Consider the following 24,463-nt stretch of genomic DNA (forward strand, 5'->3'; position numbering starts at 1 on the left):
CTTCTTCTTGCAGATCTCGATGGTGCCTTCACAGTCGATCTTGTCGTCGTCATCGTCGTTTCCGTAGCGGAAAGCGCTGACGGGTTCGGCAGTGTCGGTTGAGCCGTGGTCGGACGTCACGACACACTCAAACTTGGGCTCCTCGCATCCGTTGTCGTAGAACGCTTGGTCCCAGTTGCGGCCGTCGAATGAGACGGAGTCGTTCTCGCTGTAGTTGACTGTCAACGGCGGGATCTTGTCGTAGTCTCGGTCGCCATCGAAGTCGATGTACCAGCGACCGTTGTTCTTCTTGAGTTCCCATTCGAGTGTGGACTGCTTGTAGTCGCCGTCCTTCTTCTTGCAGATCTCGATGGTGCCTTCACAGTCGATCTTGTCGTCGTCATCGTCGTTTCCGTAGCGGAAAGCGCTGACGGGTTCGGCAGTGTCGGTTGAGCCGTGGTCGGACGTCACGACACACTCAAACTTGGGCTCCTCGACCTTCACCTTGCAGATGATCCAGTGCGAGACGTCAGCGTTCTTCTTGCCGTCGCGATCCGGCGTCTGGTAAAGCACACCGGTTTCGGGGTTGGTGTAAAGGACGTAGCCGTTCCCACCCTTCACTGCCAGGATGAGGTACTCGTAGTCTTCCGGCGCAGGCTTGAGGAGGATTGAGTCTTTCTCCGCTGAAGGTGTGCTCTTCACGATGTCGCCGTGGCCGGTGGACCGGTCCTTGTCGTAGCAATAGAGCTCGAGGTCCGGGTACAGGTCTTCAAGGTCCCCCACCTGCACATTCCCTGAGTGGGTCGTGCCACTTCCCAATGGGTACGCGGGTGCTTCGACCTTCAGAGTCTGCGTCTCAGGTGCAGATGAGCGCTGAAGCGCGAGCTCATCCTCGCCATCGTCCTCCGTCGCGGGAACTTCGTCCTTCTGCTCGGGGGCTGGGGCCTCGGTGGTCTCCTCGACCTTGGGCGCCGGGTCGTTCTTCTCTTCCTTCGCGGGAGCCTCGTCCTTCTCGGGGGCTTCCTCCGCAGTAGTTTCTGCGACCTTAGGCTCGGGAGCCTTGGTGGTCTCTTCGACGACGGGTTCGAGCGCGTCCTCCTGAGCCGGGACAGACTTGGCTTCGTCGGCTGGCGGATCGCCGCCGTCCCCCCCGCCTTCGTCATTTTCGGCGAGCCCCTCAGCCTCGACCTCCTTGTAGAGGGACTGGAGAACCCTCATGCCGGAGTAATCTGCGGCGGTAGCGGGAACGGCCCATCCAACGATGGAAAGGGCGACCGCTGCGAACACCGCGATGATCTTGGTCTTGAGTTGCATCATTGCCTCCTCGTCGAGGCTGGTACCCCCATTGGCACCCCTCAGCGCCTCGACACACAACTCACGCTAGTGAGGTTTCTCACACTCGCAACGGGACGATGTGACAGAAGTGACAGAAGTAAACCAATGAGACGAGAGTGGTGAAAATCACACTCGCAGTTGCAGAACTGTGACCTTTGGTTATGGTATTCGCGGAATTGAGAGTAGTTGACGGGCGTTACGGGTCCCTCATCAGACATACAGAAACGCTCGGTCCCCACAGCAACGTTGCTGTGGGGACCGAGCGTTCTCGGTGCCGTGTGGGGCGGCGTTGGACGTGAAATCAGCCCGTGTACGTCACCTCGCCGCGCACGGGAACAGCGGCGGGCGCAGCGCCCGTCACGACGACGGGACCAGCGCTGAGGACGCGACTTGCCGTCACGACTTCGTCGTCGGCTTCCGGAGCGTTCGCGCAGTCAGCGGTCGCCTCGGGGTAAGCGGCTGTCACCGTGATCTCAGGGTTCACTTCAATCAGCACATCGCCGTCGCGAGTCCAGCCCCAGTTGTCGTCAGCGACCGCGGTCCACTCGTCACCGATGAGAGCCCAGCCCGGCCAGCCCGCGGGGTTGCTCTCTGAGTCCAGGGACGCGCCAGGCCAGAGCAGTTCGCCGGCCATTGTGGGCAGGTCGATGGTGAGTGGCTCGATCGGTGTGACGCCATCGGGGTAGAACTCTTCATCGGCATCAGGCAGGAACGTAATGCTCGGCAGTGCGGAGTCGTCGACCAGGCCGTTTGGGTCGTTCACCGTCACGTCGTACGTGAAATAGGGCACGTCCCCCAGGCACAGGTTCCCGATGAGGGTTCCGTCAAGGCTTGCCTCCTCGAAGATGCGTGTGGGGCAGTCCTCGCCGGTGTCCGTCTGCGTCCATTCAGACTGAACTTCTTCCGCGAACTCGTAGCCGTCGGCAGGCGTGGCGGTGGCCGTCGCGACGCCGTCGACCACATTCGTGGACCACTCGACCCCGGGGAACACGGGGGCCTGAACCGCGATGTTGTCGGGGCCGCACGGGTCCTCAAACGTGGGAGCGGGGGGCGTGACGACGCAAGTTTGCTCCGTGTCGTAGGCCGTCCATGAAGTCACCGCGTCCGCGGGGAAGGTGAACCCTTCCTGTGGCGCGACCTCAATCGTGTAGGCGCCTCCGAACACGGCGGACTGTGCCCAGTCAATGCCTTCGGCATTGGCGTCGAACTGCCAGGCGCCGTCTCCCGCGAGGCAGCCCTCTGCCCATGTGGGGGTTGGCGCCACGACAGTTTCGAGGCAGTTGTCGCCGTCGAGGTCCTCGCCGGAGGAGGCCTTGGCCTCGCCTCGCTCAAGCGACTCGTCGTCGCCCCACGTGATCTTGGCGTCGACGTCTTCGCGGGGCGTCTTGATCTCAGCCTGATCCCCGGCGGGCGCAGTGTCCTCGCCGACGGTGTTCCACTCGTCGCCGTCTTGGTACTTGAGGACAAACGGCACGTCCTGGTCGCTCGCATTTGCCACGACCCACGTGTTGCTGGAGTCGGGCTCACACGCAGGGATATAGGTCAGTGTGAGCTCGACCTCAGCGGGCTCTTCGGTGGCGGTGCCACAAGTGGGGCCACCGGTGTAGTGGAAGTACCACGCGGTGGTGATGCCGCCGTCTTCGCCGTGCGTGAGAGTGTCGTCCGCGAGTACCGCGTTGATGTCGGATGCGCGCCCCTCGTACTTATCAACCTGGTACCAGGTGCACTGCGTGAGCGTCCCAACCTGGGTGTGCGTGCCTTCGCCCACGAGCGCTTGCGGCCACATCGCCGTCTCGTGATCGTCGGCGCATGCCGGGGAGCCGTATGCGTCGTAGTTCACCCAAGGCGTTGCCGTCGGGGACGTCCATACGTCCGTGCCCTCCGCGGCATCGAACGTGGGGCATCCGGGCGCCGGGATCTCCCACGTCACCCACTGTGTTGTGTCCTCGTCGGACTGATCGTTGCCCGCGTGGGCCGCCGGTGCGGCCAACCCCACGAGCGCGAGTGCGGCGGCGCATGCGAGCGCAGCCGCGCGTGTGCGCAGTTTCATTGGTTCCTCCCACCCGAGGCTGGGCATCCCAGCGACGCCCCCTCAGCGCCTCGGCCGCCCCTGACGCTAGTGACATTTCTCACATCGTCAACTTGATTGAGTGGCAAATGTTGCCAATGTGACAGTACGGTGATGATGTGACAAAAGTCACACCAAGGCGGACGAGTTATCCACAGCGATCTCAAAAGTGACGGCGATCCGAGCCGGCGCGGCATCCTTCTCGCAGCACCGCGACAGGTCCACACGACCTGTCTCCAACAAGTGGAACAATGACGGACGTGACGATCGCGCCTGAGACCACCGACCTTGCCGCACACTTGCGCGCTGCCGTGGCTGGCGATGTCGACGACTCGCCCCGCCGCCGCGCGGAGTACTCGACGGACGCATCGAACTACCGGGTACCGCCCCAGGTAGTTGTCTTCCCGCGCGACTCCGACGACCTCATTGCAGCTCTCGCTGCCGCGAGCCAGGCCGATGCTCCCATCACCATGCGAGGTGGCGGAACCTCGGTAGCCGGCAACAGCATCGGCCCGTCTGTCGTGATTGACACGAGTCGGTACATGAACCGCGTCCTCGACATCGACGCAGAAGCCCGTACGGCCCGCGTCCAGCCCGGCCTTGTGCTCTCCGAGCTCCAGAAGGTTGCGGCGCCCCACGGCTTGCGTTTTGGCCCGGACCCGTCGACCACGACGCGCGCGACGCTGGGCGGACTGATCGGCAACAACGCTTGCGGCCCGCACGCGGTCGCCTATGGCAAGACCGCGGACAACGTCATTGCACTCGACGCCGTCACCGGAAACGGCACGCGCATCGACGCGACGCGCAAGGGCACCGCAGCAATCGACGGGCTCGACGACCTCATCCGCGCCAACCTCGCCCTGATTCGCCAGGAGTTCGGTCGCTTTGACCGGCAGGTGTCGGGCTACTCGATGCAGCACCTCTTGCCAGAACTTGGCGGCGACCTTGCGAAGTTCCTTGTCGGTACCGAGGGAACGCTCGCGACCACCCTAGAAGCGACTGTGAACCTGGTGCCGATCGCGCCGGTGCGCATCACGGTCGCGTTTGGCTATCCAGATATGCCTTCCGCGGCCGATGCCGTGATGCCGATCATGGCCCATGGGCCTCACGCGGTGGAGGGGTTGGACGCCCGCCTGGTCGAGCGCATTCGTGCGGCGAAGGGCGACTCGGCCATTCCCGACTTGCCGCCCGGGGCCGGCTGGCTCTTTGTGGAGGTCGGGGCGGACACGGAGGATGAGGCGCAGGAGATTCTCGCCAAGATTTCGGCCGATGCTGGGACTGGGTCGGTCACCGTCGTCGCCGATCCTCGTGAGGCCGCGCAGTTGTGGGCCATTCGTGCCGACGGAGCGGGGCTCGCGGGACGCAGCGTCGATAACAAGGAGTGCTGGCCGGGTTGGGAAGACGCGGCAGTGCCGCCCGAGCGCCTGGGACAGTATCTGCGCGACTTTGACGTCCTCATGGACAGCCATGGCGTGACCGGGCAGCCGTTCGGGCACTTTGGTGACGGGTGCATTCACGTGCGCCTCGACATTCCCCTGCAGGACGACGGGCGACCGATGCGCGCATTCATGGAGGACGCGGCCGCGCTCGTCACGAGCCACGGCGGGTCGCTCTCCGGCGAGCACGGCGACGGGCGTGCCCGCGGCGAGCTGCTCCACCATATGTACTCCCAGGAGGCGATCGATCTCTTTGGGCAGGTCAAGGCGCTCTTTGATCCAGGCGACGCGCTCAATCCGGGCATCATCGTGGATCCCGCGCCGCTTGACGCGGACCTGCGCCGTCCCGCCGCACCGGCGGTCCCTGCGACCGACGGTTTCGCGTTCCTGCACGACCACGGCGACATGACCGAGGCGCTGCACCGCTGCACCGGCGTCGGCAAGTGCCGCGCGGACGCGATTGGCACGGGCACCGGATTCATGTGCCCGTCCTACGCCGCGACCAAGGACGAGAAGGACGTCACGCGCGGACGCGCCCGGGTGCTGCAGGAGGCGATCAACGGGCAACTCATTGGCGGAATTGCCGCTCCGGAAGTGCGCGAGAGTCTCGATCTGTGCCTGAGCTGCAAGGCGTGCTCGACCGACTGCCCCTCCGGGATCGACATGGCCGCGTACAAGGCGGAAGCGCTTCACCGCACCTACAAAGGCAAAGTTCGGCCCGTTGCTCACTACAGCATCGGCTGGTTGCCCCGTTGGCTCAAGGTGGTCGGCATTGCCCCCCGCGTAGTCAACGCGCTCCTGAAGCCAGCCTGGATACAGCGCATCGCTGTATCGGTGGCAGGCATGGACACTCGCCGGCACCTCCCGACATTCTCTGCGACCCCGTTCCGCCGGTCCAAGGCCGCGAAGTCGCACCGTGAATCCGACGTCACCAACGTGGAGCGCCGTGTGGTGCTGTGGGCGGACTCGTTCACCGACGGGCTCGACTCCGAGATCCCCGAGGCGATCATCGCGGTCCTCGAGGACGCAGGCTTCGAGGTCGTGGTTCCCGAACAGTCGGCGTGTTGCGGCGTGACGTGGATCTCGACCGGCCAGCTGGATGCGGCGCGCAAGCACCTCGACTCGCTGCTGGGCGTGCTGGGGCCGGTCGCGGTCAACGGCATTCCGATCATTGGCATCGAGCCCTCGTGCACAGCGGTGCTACGGAGTGACCTCGTGGAGCTGCTTCCCGAGGACCCGCGAGCCCGTGCGGTCGCGGCCGGGACATTCACGTTGGCGGAGGTGCTCGCCGGGAAGGCGCAGGTCAAGCCGCGCAAGGACTGGGAAGTGCCGCGCCTCGACGACGTCACGGCGGTTGTCCAGCCGCACTGCCACCAGTACTCCGTGACCGGTTTTGGCGCCGATCGCGAGCTTCTCGCTGCCGCTGGCGCCACCGTCACCGAGACCTCCGGCTGCTGCGGTCTCGCCGGCAACTGGGGCACCGAGAAGGGGCACTACGACACGTCGGTTGCCGTCGCGGAGAACTCGTTGCTGCCCGCGCTGCGCAACGCCCCGGAAGGCAGCATCTACATCGCGGATGGCGTGAGTTGCCGTACTCAGGCAGAGGACTTGGCCGGGGAACGCGGGCTGCACCTCGCGCAGTTGCTAGCCCAGCGCATCGGGCCGATGCGCGACTGACCCAGTCGCAGACCGTACCCTGGGTGCGTGCTTGCCAAACGCATCGTCCCTGTCCTCGCTCTCGCCGTCGCCCTGAGCGGCTGCACCGTCAGTTCGTCGACGGTTCAATTGCCGCCGGCGGGGGAGTTTGAGGACGAGGTCTTCGCCGCGGTCAACGCCCTGCGCCTGGAGTCGGGCGTGGACAGGCTCGACGGATCCTCGTGCCTGGACGAGTACGCGGTGGCACGAGCGGCGCTCCTGCCCGGAGCAGTCGATGTGCCGCGCCAGGACCTGCCCGCCGACTGTGGCGACTACGACTACGCAGGCGAAAACGTGTCGCGCTCCGACCAGCTGCCCGCCGAGGTCGTCGAGACCTGGGCCGGCAACGAGGGGCAGTACCCCAACCTCATCGACCCCGCCTTCGAGGTCGCGGGCGTGGGGTGTGTGCCGGTGGCGGCGCGAGACAACACCGAAATCGCCGAGGGCGACGACGAGGTGGGCGGCATGGCCTGCTCGATGATCTTTATGGGTTACGCGCCGGACGCGTAGCCGTTCTCTGGCGTTACAGCCGGCTCTCGAACTCTGCCATGAAGGCGTTGAGCTGACCGGACTCGACCAGGAAGCCGTCGTGACCCACGGGGGAGTGGACGACCTTCACGCCGAGCGAGCCTGACATCGCCGCGTCGAGGCGCTGCGAGTTCTTCAGCGGGTAGAGCCGGTCCGAGTCCACGGCGACCACCAATGCGGGGTCCGTGTACTGCGCCAAGGCTGTCTCGACACCGCCGCGGTCCCGGCCCACGTCGTGGGACTGGATTGCCTGCGCGAGACGCATGTAAGTGTTCGCATCGAAGCGGCGCGCGAGTTTGCGTGCGTGGTGCTGGAGGTAACTCTGGATGGCGAACATGCCGCCCTTGCCCAGCGGGTCTCCGCCCTCTTGGTACTTGCGACCAAAACGCTCCTGAAGTTCGCTCTCGGAGCGGTACGTGGTGTGCGCGATCATGCGCGCGACTCCCATGCCGACGTGGGGACCGTCGTCATCGGCCGCACCGTAGTAGTCGCCGTCGCGGAACTTGGGGTCGGCGGCGATGGCTGCGAGTTGGGCCGTTGACCAGGCGATCTGGTCTGCGCTCGTGGCGGCGGTGGACCCGACGGGGGCGATCGCTCCGACGCGACCTGGCGCCATCACGGTCCACTCGATTGCGCGCATACCGCCCATGGACGGACCTGCGATGAGCCGCCAGCGGTCAATTCCCAAGTGGTCCGCGAGGCGGATCTCCGCATTGACCATGTCGCGCATCGTCACGTACGGGAAGCGGGAGCCCCACGGCTCGCCATCTTCTGGGTGGGCCGATGCCGGTCCGGTGGTTCCCTGGCATCCGCCTACGACGTTCGCCGAGACGATGTAGTGGCGGGCCGGGTCGATCGGCTTGCCCGGGCCCACCATCGCGTTCCACCAGCCGCCGGTGTGGTGGCCGGGCTCGGCGGGGCCAAAGACGTGACTGTCGCCGGTAAGTGCGTGTGCGATGTACACGGCGTTGTCGCGAGCGGCATTGAGCTCGCCCCAGGTCTCGTATGCCACGCGCACGTCCGGGAGGACTCCCATGGGGTCCGCCTCAAGCGGCAAGTCGCCGAGGTCAAAGAACAGCCTGCGACCGGGGTGATCCCCCTCGCGCCATGCAGCTGATGCGGGAATGGGCGCGCCAGGGCCAGGGCCTTGATCGGCAGCCCACGCGTCAGATTCGATGCCGTCGTCATCCATACCGAGCACCACACTAGGGCACGTTTTAGTATCGCGACACGCCGTGGCTCGCCAGCAATGCGTGTGAACAGTGTCACTTGGGGGTAGCGCAGATGCGGTGCTCGTGTTTATCATTTGACAGATGAGTCGCATGTGACACATGTGACAAAACGATGTCTGGGCGGCAACGTCCGCGATGAGAGCGAGACCGATGGCTTCTGCACTTGATGTGCGCACGCGCGCTGCGCGCATTGCCGCACCCGTAATAGTGATTGCCCTCGCTGTAGCTGCTCTGACTGCGTTCCCCACCCAGTCGGCGCGTGCCGCGGACTATCCCGGTGAGGACGAGATCTCCGCCGCCCGAGCCGCCGCGAACGATGCTGCAATGTCGGTCGCTCAGCTCGACGCCGCCGTGGCGAGCCTCGAAGACGCGTTGGCAGAAGCAGAAGTCGCCGCACTCATTGCCGCTGAGGACTACCTCGTGGCGCAAGAGGCAGCCGCGACTGCACAAGAAGAGTGGACGGCCGCCGAGGCGACAGCAAAGGCAGCTGAAGAGGAACTGGCGATTGCTCGTCGGGGCCTGGCCGGCGCCGCCATGTCGTCTTACCGCAACGCCGGCTCCATGAGTGAGCTCGAAGCCATCACGCAGTCCGACGGCTTCAATGATGTTGTCGCACGCCACGAAGCGATCGACCGTGCCAGTGCCGAGGCCGACGTGACCGTCCAGGAAGTGCGGGCAGCCGAGCTCGTTGCCGAGACCATGCGCGCCCGCGCGGAGGCCGCTGCCGACAAGGCCGCCGCCGCTGAACAGCTGGCCGAAGAGGCACTAGGTAAGGCCGAGTCCTCCCGCGCGGCCGCTGACCAAGCTGTGTCCGATGCCGCCGTGGCCCGTGGCGCGGCCATCACCCGCCTCGCCGAGATGCGCGGCGTGACTGAGCAGCTCGAGCAGGAGCGCCAGAACGGGCTCGCCGCCGAGCGCGAGGCCCAGGCCCAGGCCGCATTCGAGGCCGAGCAGGCGCAACTCGAGGCCGAGCGCGCGGAGCAGGAGTCCTCGAGCGGCGCCAGCGAGACCTCGAACACGACATCGACTCCTAAGCCGTCCACATCAGCCACGTCGACGCCCAAGCCTTCCGAGACGTCGACATCGCGCCCCACGCAGACGTCCGACCCTGAGCCCACGGAGACGTCGGAGCCAGAGCCTACGGAGACGTCCACGCCGGACCCTGAGCCCACCGAGACTCAGACCTCGGAGCCCAAGCCCACCCAGACCTCCAAGCCGGAGCCGGAGCCCGACAACGCGTGGAACTCGAGTGCCTCACAGGGCGCATCGGCTGCGGCGTGGGCGCAGACCAAGATCGGCGCCGCCTACCAGTGGGGCGGCAATGGCCCGGCGTACGACTGCTCCGGTCTGACCAGTGCCGCGTGGGGTCAAGCAGGCCACTACATCTCGCGGACCTCGCGGTCGCAGTACCAGAACGTGTCGCTAATTCCGTACTCGCAGATCCGCCCGGGCGACCTGGTGTTCTGGGGCTCGGGTAAGGACTCCTCACGGATCTACCACGTCGCGATCTACATCGGCGCAGGCCGCGTGATGGAGGCGACCGTTCCCGGCAAAACCGCCACGACGCGCTCGATGTACAACTGGGCCGTGGGCGACATGATGCCGTACGTCGGCCGCCCGTAACTTCAGACTCAACGCAAAGAGCCCCCGCACCTCATGTCAGGTGCGGGGGCTCTTCTGCGTCGACGTCGACGCTTGAGCGAATTAGTGGTTCTGCGGCGGCACCAGCGGGTTCATGTGAGCGAAGGGCGTGCCCTTGGCGCGCTCGAAGGAACCGCGGATCTCTTCCTCGGCCTCGTCGCGCGACACCCAGTGGGCGCCCTCGACGGACTTGCCGGGCTCGAGGTCCTTGTAGACCTCGAAGAAGTGCTGCACCTCAAGACGGTGGAAGTCGGAGACGTCGTCGAGCTCGCGGCGCCACGTCTGACGCTGGTCGCCCACGGGCACGCACAGCACCTTGTCATCGCCGCCGGCCTCGTCGCGCATGCGGAACATGCCGAGCGCGCGGCAACGGATCTGGCAGCCGGGGAACGTGGGTTCTTCGAGCAGCACGAGAGCGTCCAGCGGGTCGCCGTCCTCGCCGAGCGTGCCGTCAATGAAGCCGTAGTCATCGGGGTAACGCGTCGAGGTGAAGAGCATGCGGTCGAGCATGATGCGACCAGTGTGGTGGTCCACTTCGTACTTGTTTCGTGAACCCTTGGGGATCTCGATGGTGACGTCGAATTCCATAGCATTCCTAGCGTCGTTGATCAGTGTGCTGGGTACTAGTGTGGCCCATGAAGAAGGGTTCACGTGTGCGCGGAAGAATAACAGCCTCGATTGTCGTTCCGGTAGTCGTGGTCGCGGGAGTAGGCGGCTATGCCGTGGCAGACGCCTACGACGTGGTCCCTGGGTGGATCACGAACCAGCCCGTCCCGGTTGAGCCAGCCCCGTTCAAGACTGCCCAAGCTGTCACGACCGAGGCGCCCCGAGCATCGGCCGTATCCGAAATGAACGAGACCGCGCCGCTACCGGCAGCATCGGCCCTTCAATCCCTCGCGCAAGACCTTCGTGACGATGACCGCACCGGCGAGTCCACCAACGTGTCAGTGATTGATCTGCTGACTGGCGAGACCCTCGTAGACCTCGATGCGGCTGACCCTCAGGTTCCGGCGTCGACGACCAAGTTGCTGACTGGCGTTGCCGCCGTCGCGGGCCTGGGACCGGAGTTCACCATGACGACGTCGGTGGCGTGGGACGCGTCGAGCCGCACGCTCACCCTGATTGCCGGGGGAGACATGATGCTTGCGGCCGATGCTGGCCACGGCGGGACTGAGGACACACCTAACGGGTGGGCCGGCATGGCGGATCTGGCCGATGCCGTGGTTGCGGGGGTCGGTGCAGACACCTTGGAGTCGGGTCCGGTGCGCGTGACGGTGGACGATTCCGAGTTTGAGGCTCCAGCCGTCAACCCTGAGTGGCCGCAGTACGCCCTCGACCTTGGCTACGTTGCGGCGGCCAGCGGGCTCGCGGTGAACGTGGCGCGGATGACCGATGAGCACTTCGCGCCACGATTCGAAGACCCGTCGCTCGCGGCCGGTGACGTCTTCGTCGAACGGCTCGCCGAGCGCGGCGTGGAATCTGGCGATGCGACCCGAGCGAAGGTGGGGTCGGGCGCGGACGTGGTTGCCAGTGTCGAGAGCGCTCCGCTCGATCAGGTGGTGACGCTGCTGGAACAGGAGTCGGACAACACGGTCTCCGAGATCGTGTCGCTGGTGCATGCCGGCGAGATGGGCAAGCCCACGACTGCTGAGGGTGCTGCTGAGGCAACGACCGAACAGTTGGCGGGGCTCGGCGTCGATGTGACCGGGCTTGAGCTGTACGACGGGGCGGGGTTCTCTGAGAACAACCGCATCTCGCCGCTCCATCTGACCGAGACCGTCCGTGGCGCGTTTGCGAACGAAGCCACTGCTGAGGTCTTGGACTGGCTCCCCATCGCCGCGCTCGAAGGCACCCTGGACGGCAGGTTCCACGACACCGACGCCGCGGGTCAGATGCGGGCCAAGACCGGATCGCTGACGGGCGTGACGACGCTGGCCGGCGCGGTCCAGACAGCGGACGGTCGCTGGCTCGCATACGCCACCTTGCTGGACGGGATGCCCTACGGGCAGGCGCAGCCCAAGGCGGCTTTGGACGAATTTCTCATTGCTTTGGCACAATGTGGCTGTGAAGGTTGACGTGGCGCCCGGTGCGCGAGGCTGTGCATGACGGGCCCACACCCCTCTGTCGCCGCGGTGCGCAACGCGGTGCGGGAGTCCCTCGACGTCTGTGACATCGGCACCCGTATTTGGGTCGCCTGCTCTGGAGGACCTGACTCGCTCGCGCTCGCGGCCGCAGCCGGGTTCGCGGGCCGCAAAGACGGGTACCTCACCGGCGCGATCATCGTCGACCACGGCCTGCAGCCAAACTCCGCTGAAATCGCCGAGCGCGCGGCCGCACAGGTACGGCGTGCGGGCGTCCACACCGTCTTCATCGAGCGCGTCACAGTGGGTCGCGAAGGGGGCCTTGAGTCCGCCGCGCGGACCGCCCGATATCACGCACTTAACGCACGCATCGATGCCGAGGGTGGCCTCAACCCGCAACTGTTGACCGGGCACACCATGGACGACCAGGCGGAGACCGTCCTGTTGGCGCTGGCGCGCGGATCAGGCGCCCGCGCACTGTCGGGAATCCCGGCGCGGCGCGGACGCATCGTGCGCCCCTTGCTGTCTCTGCGGCGCAAGGACACCCTGGCCGCGTGTCAGGCATTGGGCTTGGACCCCTGGCACGATCCCACCAACACTGTGACCGACGGGCCCCGCCGCTCGGCGCTGCGCACGCAGGTCATGCCACAGTTGGTCGATGTCCTGGGCCCTGGCGTGGTCTCCGGCTTGGCGCGCTCGGCAGCGCTGTTGCAGGCGGACGCGGACGAACTCGATCGGCAGACGCGCTTCGCGATCGGTACGCCCGGGGCCGGCGAGAAGCAGTGGACATGCGACTCCCTCGCCGCAATGCCGGACGCGATCCGCTCGCGGATGATCAAGATGATGGCCGAAGCTCAAGGCGCCGGCCCTCTCACCGCGGCCCACGTGAGCGCGATCGATCAGCTCGTGATTGGCTACCGAGGACAGGGTGCCGTCTCGCTCCCGGGAGGCTACGAAGCCCGCCGCGAATATGGCAGGCTTGTCATCTCGCACCCCACTCAACGTTCACACGACCGGCCCTGAAGCATCGGCCCTGGTAAATACCATTACCCCGCCTGGAGGCAACACCGTGGAAGCCCAGTTCGATATGGACGACTTCACCAAGGTCATCGTCAGCGAGAACGACATCTCGCGCAAACTTGATGACATGGCCGAGCAGATTCGTCGTGACTACGCCGGTCGCGAGGTGCTGCTTGTGGGTGTGCTCAAGGGGGCCGTGATGGTGATGGCGGACCTCGCCCGCCGTTTGCCGCCGTCGTACCAAATGGACTGGATGGCGGTGTCGTCGTACGGCTCGGGCACCAAGTCCTCGGGCGTCGTGCGCATCTTGAAGGACCTCGACACCGACCTTACTGGTCGTGACGTGCTGATCGTCGAGGACATCATCGACTCCGGCATCACGCTCCACTGGCTGCTTGGAAACCTGCGTTCGCGCGGTGCCAAGTCGGTTGAGGTGGCCGCGCTCCTGCGTAAGCCTGAGGCCGTGCAGGTCGACGTTGATGTGAAGTACATCGGCTTCGACATCCCCTCCGACTTCGTGGTCGGCTACGGCCTCGACTACGCGGAGAAGTACCGCACGCTACCGTTCGTGGCCATCCTCAAGCCCCAAGTCTACGGCGGCGAGTAGTCGCTTCCCGGCGGCGGGCGCTAACCGCTCTACCGACCCCCTCCGATCGGTTTGACACAAGTGTGTGACGGCTGAGGCGCACGCGACTGGTGTGACGCACCACGCGCCACATCAGGCAATCCCTTCACACCGTTGTGTCAAAGCAACTGGATGGAGGCGTCCCCATCGCGGCTCTGAGGGGCGCTCGTCCACAACTGCCCGGCAGGATCACCCGTAGCCCCGTGCTTGCGTCCACCGTGGGCGTATGGACCCGGTTGCTGCGCTCCGTGGCTTCGGCGGAGTTGCACACCGCGCGACGCTCGAACAGCGTGGCGTTGCGGGGTCGGAACTCGCCCGTGCGCTTCAGGACCACAGGATCGAACGCCCCCATCGTGGACTATTCGTTCTCCCCGGCACTTCAGCAGAGCAAGCTCTGGCCTGCTACTTCCGTGCGCGGTTGACATGCGTGAGTGCCGCCGCCGCGTGGTCGCTTCCTCTCTTGGAGGCACCCGAGCACGTGCATCTCGAGGTCAACTCCGCTCGCGGCGGAAGGTATGCGCGCTCCGCTGTAAGGGAGGCGACCGTTGTTCACCGGTTCAGTAACCATGAGCCAGGTCCTTGGCGGGTGCCCGTACTCCGGGCGATCGACGTTGCGAGTCGATGCCTGGACCAGGTGAGCCAACTGGCGTTGGTTGACGCGGCGCTTGAGCGAGGACAGATCCAAGGCGGTGATCTGGAGCGACTTTCGATCACTCCCGCACGGACCGCCGCGTTCATTCGGGCGCAGGCAGATCCGCGAGCGGGTTCTATCGCGGAAACGTTCACAAGAACTTGCCTGCGGGATGCTGGCTTCGCTGTGCAATCTCAGGTGACGTTTCCGCGGGTGGGCCGCGTCGACTTTCTCGTCGAGGGCCGCGTCGTAGTGGAGTGCGATGGGCGGCAATACCACTCCGGTGAACGTCAGTTCCAGACGGACCGGGATAGGGATCGAGCGCTGTTGGCGCAGGGCGTTCCGGTGGTGAGGTTTACGTTTGCGGATGCTGTCTATCGCCCGGAGAAGGTCGTCGCTGAGGTGCGCAAAGTGCTCGCGGCGCTTGAGGGCGGTCGTAATTGAGCAGAACCCGATCGTTTTGACACAAGGATGTGACACGTGTGCGCTGTCGATACCAGTGGTGCGTAACACGCGCCCCAGGGGTCCCGTGCGTCACATGGTTGTGTCAAACCGATGGGGAGAGAGCCGGGAGGGGAGCAGTGCGCACGCCTTCAGCGAACGTGGGCCTCGTGCGCGCGACACTCGCGTAGGCTTCTAGCACCATGAAGAAAGCCTTCAGCCTGCGCCGAATCGTCCCACTGGTCCTGCTTGCAGTCCTGCTCGGATGGTTGATTTCCGGTCTATTCGCTCCCAGCGTTGAGCGCATCGACACCTCACAGGGCCTCGCGGTCCTCGACACCGGCTTGGTTGAACAAGCCAAGATCGTCGATGGCGATCAACGTGTCGAACTCGTCCTCAGCGAGGACTGGGTCGATGAGCTCCCCGAGGATGCCCCCGAAGAGTGGGCTGACTATCCCGCCCGCGTCGAGTTCTTCTACGTCGCACCGCAGGGCGAGGAAGTCGTCGACGCCATCTCCGCGGCAGACCCCGAGCAGGGGTACAACTCCGAGGTGCCGCAGACGTCCATCTGGACGACGATGCTCTTCACGTTCCTGCCGATTCTGCTGCTGGTGGGTCTGTTCTGGTTCCTGATGTCGTCCATGCAGGGCGGCGGCGGAAAGATGATGCAGTTCGGCAAGTCGAAGGCGTCGCTGGTGACGCCGGACACCCCGACTGTGAAGTTCGACGACGTAGCCGGTGTTGACGAGGCCGTTGACGAGCTCCGTGAGATTCAGGAGTTCCTCGAGACTCCGGACAAGTTCCAGGCCGTGGGCGCCAAGATTCCCAAGGGCGTACTGCTGTACGGCCCTCCCGGAACCGGTAAGACGCTGCTTGCCCGCGCCGTCGCTGGCGAGGCCGGCGTGCCGTTCTTCCACATCTCGGGATCCGACTTTGTTGAGATGTTCGTGGGTGTGGGCGCCAGCCGTGTGCGCGACCTCTTCGAGCAGGCCAAGAAGAATGCCCCCGCGATCATCTTTGTCGATGAGATCGACGCAGTGGGTCGCCACCGCGGCGCTGGTATGGGTGGCGGTCACGATGAGCGCGAGCAGACGCTGAACCAGATGCTCGTCGAGATGGACGGCTTCGGTGGCACCACCAACGTCATCATCATCGCCGCGACCAACCGTCCCGACATCCTTGACCCCGCGCTGCTGCGTCCTGGCCGCTTTGACCGCCAGGTTGGCGTGGACGGGCCAGACCTCAAGGGCCGCCTGAAGGTCCTCGAAGTGCACTCCAAGGGCAAGCCAATGGCGCCCGACGTCGACCTTGAAGAGTTCGCCCGTCGCACTCCCGGATTCACCGGTGCTGACCTCGCGAACGTCCTCAACGAGGCTGCGCTGCTCACTGCACGCAAGGACGCTCAACTCATCGGTCACCACGAACTTGATGAGGCGATTGACCGCGTCATTGCAGGTCCGCAAAAGCGCACGCGCGTCATGAATGACCACGACAAGACGGTCACCGCCTATCACGAGGGTGGTCACGCACTGGTGGCCGCGGCGATGAACTTCACCGACCCTGTGACGAAGGTGACGATCCTTCCTCGCGGCCGTGCGCTCGGCTACACGATGGTGATGCCGCAAGAGGACCGCTACTCCAAGACGCGTAACCAGTTGCTCGACAACCTCGCGTACGCGATGGGCGGCCGTGTTGCTGAGGAGCTCGTTTTCGGCGATCCCTCCACGGGTGCCAGCAACGACATCCAGCAGGCGACCGAGACCGCTCGCCAGATGGTGACCGAGTACGGCATGTCCACGGACATCGGCTCGGTGCGCCTGGCGAACAGCTCTGGCGAGGTATTCATGGGCCGCGACATGGGCCACGGGCGCGACTACTCGGAGTCTTCGGCTGCGATCGTTGACGCCGAGGTGCGCGGCCTCATGGACCGCGCGATGGAGGAGGCCACGAAGGCTCTCCAGGCCAACCGCGGCATCCTCGATGAGCTCGCCAAGGAACTCCTTGAAAAGGAGACGCTGGGCGAGAAAGCCCTCGCGGAGATCTTCGCGAAGGTCAAGCGCATCCCGAAGCGCAAGCACTGGGTATCCGGTGACTGGGCTCCCAAGTCCGCGCCTCGCAAGAAGCCCGTGACGGCTCCCGCGCCTCCCAAGGAAGAGCCACAGGACCTGATCGGTACTGAGGATGCTCCGGCGCCAGAGGGAGTGACGGAGAGCACGGTTTCACCAGCATCGGCCGATTCGGTTCCTTCGGAAACGCCCGATCCCGCGACCGCCGGACCGGACGCCGCATCGGACCTCCCCACCGAGCCGACGGCCGGTGACACGCCCGACGAAGGCGACAAGAAGTGACCGACCACGGCGCCCACGACCCGATCGACGCGGAACCCGTTTCCGCATCGGCCCCTGGCGTGGACCATGTTCGCGCTCGTGACGCGGTGCGTGAACTCCTCATCGCGATCGGGGAGGACCCTGACCGCGACGGGCTGAAGGACACCCCAGCTCGCGTGGCCCGTGCCTACGAGGAGTTCTTCGGCGGGCTCCAGCTGGATCCCGCGGACATCCTGAGCACCGTGTTTGAGCTCGGCCACGAGGAGATGATCCTCGTCAAGGACATCGAGCTGTACTCCATGTGCGAGCACCACCTGGTGCCCTTCCACGGCGTGGCGCACGTGGCGTACATCCCAGGCGAAGACGGCCGCATTACGGGACTCAGTAAGTTGGCTCGCTTGGTGGACATGTACGCCCGCCGGCCGCAGGTTCAGGAGCGCCTCACGACGCAGGTCGCCGACGCCCTTGTGGAACACATTGGCGCCCGCGGCGTGATCGTCGTGGTCGAGGCCGAACACCTGTGCATGTCGATGCGTGGTGTGCGCAAGCCCGGCTCACGGACCGTCACGTCAGCTGTCCGCGGCATCATGCGCGACGCCGCCACCCGCGCGGAGGCCATGAGCCTCATCGTCGGAAAGTAGGCTGCCGTGACGCTCGTCATGGGCATACTCAACGTGACCCCCGATTCCTTTAGCGACGGCGGGAACTGGGATTCGGCCGATGCCGCGATCGCCCAGGGCATCCAGCTCGCCAAGGATGGGGCTCGCCTCGTGGACGTGGGCGGGGAATCGACCCGGCCCGGGGCAGAGCGTGTCTCGCCTGAGGTGGAACTCGAGCGCGTGGTTCCGGTGGTTACGGCACTGTCCCAAGAAGGCATTGCCGTATCCGTCGACACGATGCGCGCGGCCACGGCACGCGCCGCGGTTGAGGCTGGGGCCTTGCTGGTCAACGATGTCTCCGGCGGGCTCGCAGACCCCGACATGGCTCCCACCATCGCTGGCTTGGATTGTGACTACGTCGCGATGCATTGGCGCGCGCACTCCACCCGCATGGATGCGCTGGACACCTACGACGACGTGGTCGCTGAGGTGCGCGATGAACTCGCAGCCCGCATCGAGGAACTCACGGTGGCCGGCGTCGCAGAGGACCGGATCATTCTTGACCCCGGCCTGGGCTTTTCGAAGGTTGCGGAGAGTAACTGGCCGCTCCTGGCGGACATCACGGGGTGGGCTGGAGACGCGCGCGTTCTCATCGGTGCCTCGCGCAAGCGCTTCCTGGGTGTGGCCATTACGCCCGATGAGTTTGAGCGCTTTGGTGACGACCTTCCCGCACCGGCGCCCTCGCCTCAGGAGCGCGACCACGCGACCACTGCGATCACGGCGATGTGTGCCCGAGAGGGCGTCTGGGGAGTGAGGGTCCACGATGCCCGTGCCGCCTCCGACGCAATCGCGGTCGTGGCTACTTGGCAGAACGCCCTGAACACGCAAGACTCAGGGTCATGACAGTGCACACGCGCCCGTATCTCAAGGACGGCATCGAACTCGACCAGGTTGCGGTCAAAGGCATCCGCGTCACTGGACACCACGGTGTGTTCGATCGTGAACGCGAATCCGGTCAGCTCTTCTTCGCCGACGTTGTCGTCCACGTGAACACCCGAACCGCGGGCGCTGGTGATGATCTCGCCCGCACCGTGAACTATTCAGACCTGGCAGATGCCACTGCCGACGTGCTCGCAGGCGAGCCGGTCAAACTCATCGAGGCCGTCGCAGAACGCATCGCGAGGGTTGCGCTCGAGTTCGACGGCGTCCAGTGCGTCGATGTCACGGTTCACAAGCCGCAAGCACCGTTGCACGTCGAGTTCCACGACGTGTCCGTATGCATCCGCCGCGACCTGCGCGATGGCGCGCTGTGGGCGGACAAGCGGATCGGCTCATCGGCAGGTGCATCCGACGACCCTTTTGACCCGGGCGCCGGCCCCGTGAGGGACGTGCTTGATCAGCGTCCCGCGCAGCCGGTGCCTGCCCTGATCGCGCTCGGAGGCAACCTCGGCGACGTCGAGCCCACCTTGCGCCAGGCCGTTTCCGATCTTCACCGAGTCAATGGGGTTGAGGTGCGTGCAGCATCGGCCCTGGTCCGCTCCACCCCGGAAGCGGGCCGCGAACAGCCCGACTACCTCAACGCCGTCGTTCGTCTGCACACGTCGCTTGCGCCTCGCGAACTGCTCGCCGCATGCCAGGGCATCGAGATGGTGCACGGTCGCGATCGTTCGGACCCCTCGGGCAACCGAACTCTTGACCTCGACATCGTCGAGTACAACGGTGTGGTGGCCTCGGCCCCAGATCTCACGCTGCCGCACCCTCGCGCGCATGTGCGCCCCTTTGTGCTGCTGCCATGGAGCTCGATGGAGGCAGACGCCACGCTCGCGCCCCACGGCTCGGTGGTGGACCTCGCCCGCGAGGCGGGTACGGATCGCGTGACACTCGTGCACGACCGCTGGCCCCAGCCTCCGTCGGCCACCTAGGAGCCTTCAGTGTCACCCCTGACCTGGCAGCGGCTCACTGTCGTGGGGCTAGTGTCACTTGCGCTGACCTGGCTCCTGGTGCGCATGGTCGATACGTCCGGAACTACACCACCAGTGGTGCCGTGGAGCGCTTGGCTGGTGTCGCTTGTGGCGGCCGCATGCGTGTTGTGGTTCGCGTGGCAGGTGCGCCAGTTTCTGAAGGGCAAGCGCCCCGACCTCTCGCCGCTGCGTGCCGTCCGCACCGCCATCTTCGCGCAGGCCGCGGGTTACGTGGGCGCTGTCCTTGTGGGCGGCTATGGCGGGTACGCCCTGGGCCTCCTGGACGCCTGGTCGCACGGCCCGCGCCGTGAGGTCATCATCTCCGCACTGATCGCCGCGGCTGCCGCAGCCGTGCTCATGATCGCCGGCTGGATCGGCGAGTTGTGGTGCCGTCACAGTGATGACGACGAGGACCGCTCGGAGACAAGTCCCGCTTAGAAGCTCTGCGGCCACCTGGCACACTGGTGCCATGACTTCGATCCCTGCTGATGACGCTGCCTGGACGTACGTGTCGCGCAAGCTCATCAACGCGCGGCTCATCAGCCTCGGTATTGGCTTGGCCGTCCCTGCGGTGGTGCTCCTTGTCGTGGGTGTGTTCACGTCTCCGTGGGTCTTTGCCGGCCTTGTGGCGATTGTCATTCCCGCGGTGTGGGGGAGCTGGGTCGTCGTCCGCCAGGTCACGGCCCACGCGTGGATGGAGCGTGACGAGGACCTCGTCATTAAGCGTGGCCGGATGTGGCGCGCGACGACGGTGGTTCCCTATGGCCGCATGCAATACGTCGAGGTGGAGTCGGGTCCGCTCGACCGTGCTTTCGGGATCGCAAAGGTCCAGCTTCACACCGCTTCTCCGGGGTCCGATGCCGCCATTAATGGCGTGCCGCGCGACGAGGCCGAACGCCTGCGCGACCGCCTGGCATCGCGCGGCGAGGCGCAACTGGCGGGCCTGTGAGCACGCAGTCCCCGCCGATCGTCTACCGCGCTCCGCGGGAGTGGACGCGCCTGCACCCGGTCTCACCGCTGTTGGGTGGCTGGGCCGTCTTCGGTGTGGTCGGCTCAATCTTTTTGTACAACTACGCACCTCAGTGGACCGGTGTGGACCCAGAACTCCAGGAGGGCGCTCACTGGTTGATGGGGTCGATCATCTGGGTCCTGATCCTCGCCGCCGTCATCGTGGCGATCGCGATCGGAATTGGCTTCCTGCAATGGCGCGTCAACCAGTACCGACTGTCTGACGACTCGATCGAGCAGCGCAAGGGCATCATCTTCAGGCAGCACAAGCAGGCTCGCCTTGACCGCGTCCAAGCGGTTGACGTGGTGCAGCCGCTGATGGCGCGGATCTTTGGGTTCGCGTCGCTCAAGGTCGAGGTCGCTGGAGGCGAGAACTCCGGCGTCTCGCTCGACTTTGTGCGCCTGGGTGACGCGGAGGCTATGCGCAACGAGCTGCTCGCCCTGGCCGCGGGGATGAAGCGCGCGAAGGCGGAAGGTCGCGAGGCCACCGTCGATGCGGTGGTGGCGGGGGCCGATGCCGTGGCTGAGGTGGACACCGACGGAAACGTTGGCGCGGTGCCCGCCCACGGATCGTTGCGGGACGTCGTGTCGCGGCCGGTCGGCGTGACGGAGACTCAGGCAGCGCCCGAGCGTGAGGTCTATCGCGTACCGCTCAAGCGACTGCTGATGTCGATCGTGTTGTCGTGGCCCTTTGTATGGATCATGTCCATTCCCCTCTTCGCCGGTGCGGGCGTGTTCTTCCTTAACCTTGATGTGGGCCGGGTGATCGCTTCATTCGGAACCAGTCTCTTCACCATGGTCCCCGCGCTGTTGGCCCTGTTCGGGTTCTTCTGGAACGAGCTGTCGCGAGGCTTCGGCTTCATCGCCGCGCTGTCCGAGGACGGCATCCGCCTGCGCCACGGCATGCTCGAGACCCGCCGGCAGACGGTCCCCCCAGGGCGCGTCCAGGCCGTTCAACTCCAGCAGTCGCTGCTGTGGCGGAAGAAGGACTGGTGGCGCGTCACGATCAACGTCGCCGGCTATCAGGATGACCAAGAAGCAGTGTCGACTCTCCTCCCGGTGGGTTCGCGCCAAGACGCCTTGACCGCGCTGTGGCTCGTGTTGCCCGATCTTGGCGACCCCGATCCGGCCGGCACCGTGTCGCGTGCGTTGTCAGGCACGGGTGCGGACGGCGGCTTCACCCCCTCGACGCGCCGCGCGCGGCTCTTTGACCCATGGCAGTGGAAGCACCGCGGAGTGCGGGCGACCGAGCGGGCACTTCTCATCCGCAGTGGTGCCTTGGTGCGATACGTCTACGTTGTGCCGCACGAGCGCACCCAGTCGCTCTCGCTCGAAGAGGGGCCGCTGCAGCGCAAGCGCGGCGTGGCCGACGTGCACATCCACTCCACGAACGGGCCGGTGAAACCCATCGCCAGGCATCTCGATACGGCCGATGCCGAGGCCCTGTTGGCCGCGCAGGCCCAGCGGGCAGCGGAGGGGCGCAAGCACCAAACGCCCGAGCAGTGGATGAGCGCCGTGGGCCTTGCCGCGGACGGCACGGAAGATGCCACTCCCGAGGCGGCTGCGGATCCGGTCACCGAAACGAGCCCTGCACCCAGCACCACAACACCGAGCCCCGCCACACCAAGCGAGCCCGCATGACACCCCCGGGACGTTTGAAGGTCGGCGTGATCGGCGCCGGCCGGGTGGGAGCTGTGCTGGCAGCCGCGCTACGAGCCGCCGAGCACGAGATCGTTGGCGCCACAGGCGTATCGGAAGATTCGCTGACACGCATCGACGCCCTGCTTCCAGGGGTTCCAGTGCTTGAGCCGCAAGAGGTCGTCGAGCGCGCAGACGTTGTCCTGCTCACGGTGCCGGACGATTCGATCGCTGCCGTCGCAGCCGGCCTCGCGGCCCTCGGCGTGTGGCGTCCGGGCCAGATCGCCATCCACGCGTCTGGTAGGTGGGGGACGGAGGCGCTCGCGGATGCGTCCGCGAAAGGCGTCATGACGCTCGCGATCCATCCCGCCATGACCTTTACGGGCACGTCGCTCGACCTGACACGCATGACCGGCGCGGCCTTCGCGGTCAGCGCCGCCGCCCCGGTGCTGCCGATCGCTCAGGCCCTCGTTGTGGAAATGGGCGGCGAGCCGTTCGTTCTCGACGATGCCGACCGCCCGGCCTATCACGCGGCGCTCGTCCATGGCGCGAACCACGTGGTGACGGCCGTGAGCCAGGCGGCGGGCCAGCTTGCGCGCCTCGACATCGAGCGCCCGGACCGGGTCCTGGGGCCGCTCGTCCACGCCTCCATTGACGGTGCGCTCGGGGACGCTCCTGGGGCCGTGACCACGCTGACCGGGCCCGTCGTTCGCGGCGACGCCGGCACCATCGCCGCGCACCTGGCTGCCCTGGCAGACCAACCCGAGATCCTGCAGGCCTACCGAGCCATGGCCCGCACAACGGCAGATTTGGCGCTCAGTGGCGGCCGCATCGGCCCTGCTGCCTACGCCGACGTCATCGCGACGCTTGGGGTGGACCCATGATCATCGCCCGCACAGCCGCTGAGATGGACGCGGTGCCGCGCGGCTCCCGCCGCGCCGTCGTCATGACCATGGGCGCCCTTCACGAGGGGCACCTCGCCCTGGTGCGACGGGCGCAAGAGCTCGCCGACCAGGTCGTCGTGACTGTCTTTGTGAACCCGCTGCAGTTCGACGAGCCCGAGGACTTTGAGCGCTATCCACGCGACCTTGACGCCGATTGCGCGCTGTTGGAGCCGCTTGGCGTCGATGTGGTGTTCGCCCCGTCGGAGTCCGAGATGTACCCCGGCGGCGAGCCCACCGTGTCCGTGTCCGCGGGTGTCGTTGGGCGTGTGCTTGAAGGCGCCGCGCGCCCGGGCCACTTCGATGGCGTGGTGACGGTCGTGGCCAAGCTCCTGCACCTCACCGAGCCTGACGTCGCAGTCTTTGGCGCCAAGGATGCCCAGCAGGTCATCGCGGTGCGCGCGCTGGTGCGCGACTTGAACTTCCCCGTGGAGATCGCAACGGCCGCGACTGTCCGTGACGACGACGGGCTTGCGCGGTCCTCGCGCAACGTCTTCTTGTCGCAGGCCGAGCGCGAACGCTCCTTGGTTCTGTCGCGCACGCTCTTTGAGGCACAGACATGGGCCGATGCCGGGGCCAGCGTGGACGAGGTCGTCGCCCAAGGACGGGCGGCGTTGGAATACGCGGACGGCGTGGACGTTGACTACTTCGCTGCACTCGATCCCGCGGACGCCACCGAGGCGACAGGCGACTACCGTGGAGAAGTGGTGATCGCGGTGGCAGCCCGAGTAGGCCGCACCCGCCTCATCGATAACGTGACCACGCGCATCGGCCCTCCCGATGCCGCGGAAGGAGAAACGCCGTGACCTCGTTGCAACGGCCCATGATGATGTCGAAGATCCACCGGGCGACCGTGACCCAGGCGGATCTGCACTACGTGGGTTCCATCACGATCGACGCGACTCTTCTGGAGCACGCGGACATCCTGCCGGGCCAGCAGGTCGACATCGTGGATGTCACCAATGGCGCGCGCCTGACGACCTACGCCATCCCGGGTGAGCCTGGCAGCGGACAGATCTGTATCAACGGCGCGGCAGCGCACCTGGTGAACCCGGGTGACCTTGTCATCATCATCGGGTACGGCATGCTCGCTGACGACGAGGCGCGAAAGTTTGAACCGCACGTCGTGTTCGTCGACGGTGACAACAAGATTCTGCAGGAGTGCGACGACCCCGGCTCCGTGCCCGATGGCTACGGCCTTGAGCGCTCTGGAGTCCCCGTTCACGATTTCCACGACAAGGGTTGGGACGCATTCAAGTCCTGATGCCCGGTCCCGC

Annotated in this window: 20 protein-coding genes and 1 pseudogene; 17 read left to right on the top strand and 4 right to left on the bottom strand. The window is 65.9% G+C overall.

What is annotated here, in order from left to right:
- Both AOP74_RS06880 and AOP74_RS06885 read right to left on the bottom strand, forming a co-directional pair.
- Nucleotides 1-1,296, bottom strand: a pseudogene (locus AOP74_RS06880) (hypothetical protein); the annotation flags it as partial.
- A 319-nt stretch (nucleotides 1,297-1,615) separates the two neighbouring features.
- Nucleotides 1,616-3,364, bottom strand: coding sequence for a hypothetical protein (locus AOP74_RS06885; protein WP_061961560.1), 1,749 nt, complete (start codon nucleotides 3,362-3,364; stop codon nucleotides 1,616-1,618).
- A 269-nt stretch (nucleotides 3,365-3,633) separates the two neighbouring features.
- Between AOP74_RS06885 and AOP74_RS06890 the strand changes: the two genes are divergently transcribed.
- Both AOP74_RS06890 and AOP74_RS06895 read left to right on the top strand, forming a co-directional pair.
- On the top strand, nucleotides 3,634-6,495 hold the full coding sequence (locus AOP74_RS06890; RefSeq protein ID WP_061961561.1) for an FAD-binding and (Fe-S)-binding domain-containing protein: 2,862 nt from the start codon (nucleotides 3,634-3,636) through the stop codon (nucleotides 6,493-6,495).
- Between the two features lie 27 nt (nucleotides 6,496-6,522).
- A complete protein-coding gene (locus AOP74_RS06895; protein WP_061961562.1) occupies nucleotides 6,523-7,023 on the top strand; it encodes a CAP domain-containing protein in 501 nt (166 codons plus the stop codon).
- A gap of 13 nt (nucleotides 7,024-7,036) precedes the next feature.
- On the opposite strand, the gene metX is transcribed toward AOP74_RS06895, so the two are convergent.
- On the bottom strand, nucleotides 7,037-8,233 hold the full coding sequence (metX, locus tag AOP74_RS06900; protein WP_201774301.1) for a homoserine O-acetyltransferase MetX: 1,197 nt from the start codon (nucleotides 8,231-8,233) through the stop codon (nucleotides 7,037-7,039).
- 190 nt (nucleotides 8,234-8,423) lie between these two features.
- Between metX and AOP74_RS06905 the strand changes: the two genes are divergently transcribed.
- Entirely contained in the window at nucleotides 8,424-9,896 is a 1,473-nt protein-coding gene (locus tag AOP74_RS06905; protein ID WP_061961563.1) for a C40 family peptidase, read from the top strand.
- 81 nt (nucleotides 9,897-9,977) lie between these two features.
- Here AOP74_RS06905 and AOP74_RS06910 read toward each other — a convergent pair whose 3' ends face one another.
- On the bottom strand, nucleotides 9,978-10,502 hold the full coding sequence (locus AOP74_RS06910) for an inorganic diphosphatase (protein WP_061961564.1): 525 nt from the start codon (nucleotides 10,500-10,502) through the stop codon (nucleotides 9,978-9,980).
- 47 nt (nucleotides 10,503-10,549) lie between these two features.
- On the opposite strand from AOP74_RS06910, the gene dacB reads away from it, so the two are divergent.
- The 14 genes from dacB (at nucleotide 10,550) to panD (ending at nucleotide 24,450) form a co-directional block, all read left to right on the top strand.
- Nucleotides 10,550-11,989, top strand: a complete 1,440-nt coding sequence (gene dacB, locus AOP74_RS06915) for a D-alanyl-D-alanine carboxypeptidase/D-alanyl-D-alanine endopeptidase (RefSeq protein ID WP_082096075.1) — start codon at nucleotides 10,550-10,552, stop codon at nucleotides 11,987-11,989.
- Between the two features lie 27 nt (nucleotides 11,990-12,016).
- Entirely contained in the window at nucleotides 12,017-13,018 is a 1,002-nt protein-coding gene (gene tilS, locus AOP74_RS06920) for a tRNA lysidine(34) synthetase TilS (RefSeq protein ID WP_061961566.1), read from the top strand.
- A 64-nt stretch (nucleotides 13,019-13,082) separates the two neighbouring features.
- The gene (gene hpt / locus AOP74_RS06925; protein ID WP_061961941.1) at nucleotides 13,083-13,622 is read left to right on the top strand and encodes a hypoxanthine phosphoribosyltransferase; all 540 of its coding nucleotides are present in this window, start codon (nucleotides 13,083-13,085) and stop codon (nucleotides 13,620-13,622) included.
- A gap of 244 nt (nucleotides 13,623-13,866) precedes the next feature.
- Complete coding sequence (locus AOP74_RS12055) at nucleotides 13,867-14,715, top strand: endonuclease domain-containing protein (RefSeq protein ID WP_082096078.1); 849 nt, start codon at nucleotides 13,867-13,869, stop codon at nucleotides 14,713-14,715.
- A 200-nt stretch (nucleotides 14,716-14,915) separates the two neighbouring features.
- Nucleotides 14,916-17,060 (top strand): ATP-dependent zinc metalloprotease FtsH, encoded by a 2,145-nt coding sequence (gene ftsH / locus AOP74_RS06935; protein WP_082096081.1) that lies wholly within the window; start codon nucleotides 14,916-14,918, stop codon nucleotides 17,058-17,060.
- Between the two features lie 23 nt (nucleotides 17,061-17,083).
- On the top strand, nucleotides 17,084-17,680 hold the full coding sequence (gene folE, locus AOP74_RS06940; RefSeq protein ID WP_236683790.1) for a GTP cyclohydrolase I FolE: 597 nt from the start codon (nucleotides 17,084-17,086) through the stop codon (nucleotides 17,678-17,680).
- Between the two features lie 6 nt (nucleotides 17,681-17,686).
- Nucleotides 17,687-18,541 carry a dihydropteroate synthase gene (gene folP / locus AOP74_RS06945; protein ID WP_236683743.1) on the top strand — a complete coding sequence of 285 codons (855 nt, stop codon included), beginning with the start codon at nucleotides 17,687-17,689 and terminating at the stop codon, nucleotides 18,539-18,541.
- Nucleotides 18,538-19,560 (top strand): 2-amino-4-hydroxy-6-hydroxymethyldihydropteridine diphosphokinase, encoded by a 1,023-nt coding sequence (gene folK, locus AOP74_RS06950; protein WP_082096084.1) that lies wholly within the window; start codon nucleotides 18,538-18,540, stop codon nucleotides 19,558-19,560. Before folP ends, folK begins: the two co-directional genes overlap by 4 nt.
- A gap of 9 nt (nucleotides 19,561-19,569) precedes the next feature.
- Nucleotides 19,570-20,037 (top strand): DUF3180 domain-containing protein, encoded by a 468-nt coding sequence (locus AOP74_RS06955; protein WP_061961570.1) that lies wholly within the window; start codon nucleotides 19,570-19,572, stop codon nucleotides 20,035-20,037.
- 31 nt (nucleotides 20,038-20,068) lie between these two features.
- Nucleotides 20,069-20,548: a PH domain-containing protein gene (locus tag AOP74_RS06960; protein ID WP_061961571.1), complete on the top strand. Its 480-nt coding sequence runs from the start codon at nucleotides 20,069-20,071 to the stop codon at nucleotides 20,546-20,548.
- Nucleotides 20,545-22,248, top strand: a complete 1,704-nt coding sequence (locus AOP74_RS06965) for a PH domain-containing protein (protein ID WP_061961572.1) — start codon at nucleotides 20,545-20,547, stop codon at nucleotides 22,246-22,248. The genes AOP74_RS06960 and AOP74_RS06965 overlap by 4 nt, the downstream gene beginning before the upstream one ends.
- Nucleotides 22,245-23,129, top strand: a complete 885-nt coding sequence (locus AOP74_RS06970; protein ID WP_061961573.1) for a Rossmann-like and DUF2520 domain-containing protein — start codon at nucleotides 22,245-22,247, stop codon at nucleotides 23,127-23,129. The genes AOP74_RS06965 and AOP74_RS06970 overlap by 4 nt, the downstream gene beginning before the upstream one ends.
- A complete protein-coding gene (gene panC, locus AOP74_RS06975) occupies nucleotides 23,126-23,992 on the top strand; it encodes a pantoate--beta-alanine ligase (protein ID WP_061961574.1) in 867 nt (288 codons plus the stop codon). The genes AOP74_RS06970 and panC overlap by 4 nt, the downstream gene beginning before the upstream one ends.
- On the top strand, nucleotides 23,989-24,450 hold the full coding sequence (gene panD / locus AOP74_RS06980; RefSeq protein ID WP_236683744.1) for an aspartate 1-decarboxylase: 462 nt from the start codon (nucleotides 23,989-23,991) through the stop codon (nucleotides 24,448-24,450). The genes panC and panD overlap by 4 nt, the downstream gene beginning before the upstream one ends.
- Nucleotides 24,451-24,463 lie beyond the last annotated feature (13 nt).

The organism is Demequina flava (assembly GCF_000975035.1).
Lineage (GTDB): Bacteria > Actinomycetota > Actinomycetes > Actinomycetales > Demequinaceae > Demequina > Demequina flava.

Excerpts from the sequence above, each read along its gene's own strand:
- AOP74_RS06885 (WP_061961560.1), bottom strand. The coding sequence starts at position 3,364 with ATGAAACTGCGCACACGCGCGGCTGCGCTCGCATGCGCCGCCGCACTC.
- AOP74_RS06890 (WP_061961561.1), top strand. The coding sequence starts at position 3,634 with ATGACGGACGTGACGATCGCGCCTGAGACCACCGACCTTGCCGCACAC.
- metX (WP_201774301.1), bottom strand. The coding sequence starts at position 8,233 with ATGGATGACGACGGCATCGAATCTGACGCGTGGGCTGCCGATCAAGGC.
- AOP74_RS06905 (WP_061961563.1), top strand. The coding sequence starts at position 8,424 with ATGGCTTCTGCACTTGATGTGCGCACGCGCGCTGCGCGCATTGCCGCA.
- AOP74_RS06910 (WP_061961564.1), bottom strand. The coding sequence starts at position 10,502 with ATGGAATTCGACGTCACCATCGAGATCCCCAAGGGTTCACGAAACAAG.
- dacB (WP_082096075.1), top strand. The coding sequence starts at position 10,550 with ATGAAGAAGGGTTCACGTGTGCGCGGAAGAATAACAGCCTCGATTGTC.
- tilS (WP_061961566.1), top strand. The coding sequence starts at position 12,017 with ATGACGGGCCCACACCCCTCTGTCGCCGCGGTGCGCAACGCGGTGCGG.
- hpt (WP_061961941.1), top strand. The coding sequence starts at position 13,083 with ATGGACGACTTCACCAAGGTCATCGTCAGCGAGAACGACATCTCGCGC.
- AOP74_RS12055 (WP_082096078.1), top strand. The coding sequence starts at position 13,867 with ATGGACCCGGTTGCTGCGCTCCGTGGCTTCGGCGGAGTTGCACACCGC.
- ftsH (WP_082096081.1), top strand. The coding sequence starts at position 14,916 with ATGAAGAAAGCCTTCAGCCTGCGCCGAATCGTCCCACTGGTCCTGCTT.
- folK (WP_082096084.1), top strand. The coding sequence starts at position 18,538 with ATGACAGTGCACACGCGCCCGTATCTCAAGGACGGCATCGAACTCGAC.
- AOP74_RS06960 (WP_061961571.1), top strand. The coding sequence starts at position 20,069 with ATGACTTCGATCCCTGCTGATGACGCTGCCTGGACGTACGTGTCGCGC.
- AOP74_RS06970 (WP_061961573.1), top strand. The coding sequence starts at position 22,245 with ATGACACCCCCGGGACGTTTGAAGGTCGGCGTGATCGGCGCCGGCCGG.
- panC (WP_061961574.1), top strand. The coding sequence starts at position 23,126 with ATGATCATCGCCCGCACAGCCGCTGAGATGGACGCGGTGCCGCGCGGC.